General features: G+C 65.0%; 1 protein-coding gene. It reads left to right on the top strand.

Annotated features, from left to right (window positions below):
* A partial coding sequence (locus ASN89_RS29160) for a YDG domain-containing protein (protein ID WP_235502103.1) occupies positions 1 to 1,501 on the top strand: 1,501 nt, incomplete at both ends.

Genomic DNA, 1,501 nt, shown 5'->3' on the forward strand with positions numbered 1-1,501 from the left:
TACACGCTGGCCGCCACGACGGCCACGACGAAGGGCAGCATCGCGCAGGCCACCTTGCAGGTGACGGGCGTGTCGGCGCAAAACCGCAGCTATGACACATCTCTGAATGCAGCCCTCACCGGCACGGCCGTGGTCACGGCACTGGGCAACGACATCGTCAATGTCACCGGCACCGGCATCGGCCAGTTCGCCGACAAAAATGCCGGCACAGGCAAGGCGATCACGGTGAGCGGCTATGCCTCCAGCGACAGCAACTATGTGCTGCTGCAGCCGACCGGCTTGAGCGCCAGTGTCACACCGGCCGTGCTGGCCTTGTCCGGCCTGGATCTGGGCGTGTCGAAAACCTATGACGGCAGCACCAGCGTCAATGTCACCGGTGCGCCAACGGTCAGCGGCTTCGGCAAGGAAAGCGTGACCGTGATCGGCGTCGGCACCGGCCAGTTCGCCGATAAAAACGCGGGCAATGGCAAGGCAATCAGCGTCTCCGGCTTCACCTCCAGCGACAGCAACTACACGATCGGCCAGCAAGCCGGCCTGACCGGCACCATTACGCCGGCCCAGCTGACGCTCGGCCCCGTCACCGCGACCACGCGCAGCTATGACGGCAGCACCGCCGCGCAAATCGACGCCGCCAGCTATGCCCTCACGGGCCTGGTCAGCGGCGAGTCGGTCCTTGTCAACAAGACGACGGGCAGTTTCGACAGCCGCAATGCGGGTAACCGTACTGTCAGCCTCGGCCTGACCGGCGCCGACTATACGGCTGGCGCCAATACCGCCCTGTCGAACTACTTGCTGCCCGGCAACAAGACCGTCAATTTTGGCGCCGCCACGCTCAGCGACGGCAATAGCGGCGCCAACTACAGCGTCACCCTGGCCGGCAACAGCAACAGCAGCATCACGCCACGCGTGCTGAACGCCAGCGCCACCGGCGTCGACCGCGTGTACGACACCTCGACCAATGCCGGCGTCACCTTGCAGGATGACCGTATCGCCGGTGACGTGCTGACCTTGTCGAACACCTCGGCCAGCTTTGCCGACAAAAACGCGGGCAGCAACAAGGTCGTCACCGTCAACGGCATCGCCGCCGCCGGCGCCGATGCGGGCAACTACACGCTGGCCGCCACGACGGCCACGACGAAGGGCAGCATCGCGCAGGCCACCTTGCAGGTGACGGGCGTGTCGGCGCAAAACCGCAGCTATGACACATCTCTGAATGCAGCCCTCACCGGCACGGCCGTGGTCACGGCACTGGGCAACGACATCGTCAATGTCAGCGGCACCGGCATCGGCCAGTTCGCCGACAAAAATGCCGGAACAGGCAAGGCGATCACGGTCAGCGGCTATGCCTCCAGCGACAGCAACTATGTGCTGCTGCAGCCGACCGGCTTGAGCGCCAGTGTCACACCGGCCGTGCTGGCCTTGTCCGGCCTGGATCTGGGCGTGTCGAAAACCTATGACGGCAGCACCAGCGTCAATGTCACCGGTGCGCCAACGGTCAGCG

This window comes from Janthinobacterium sp. Ant5-2-1 (genome assembly GCF_001445815.1).
Classification (GTDB): Bacteria; Pseudomonadota; Gammaproteobacteria; order Burkholderiales; family Burkholderiaceae_D; genus Janthinobacterium; species Janthinobacterium lividum_E.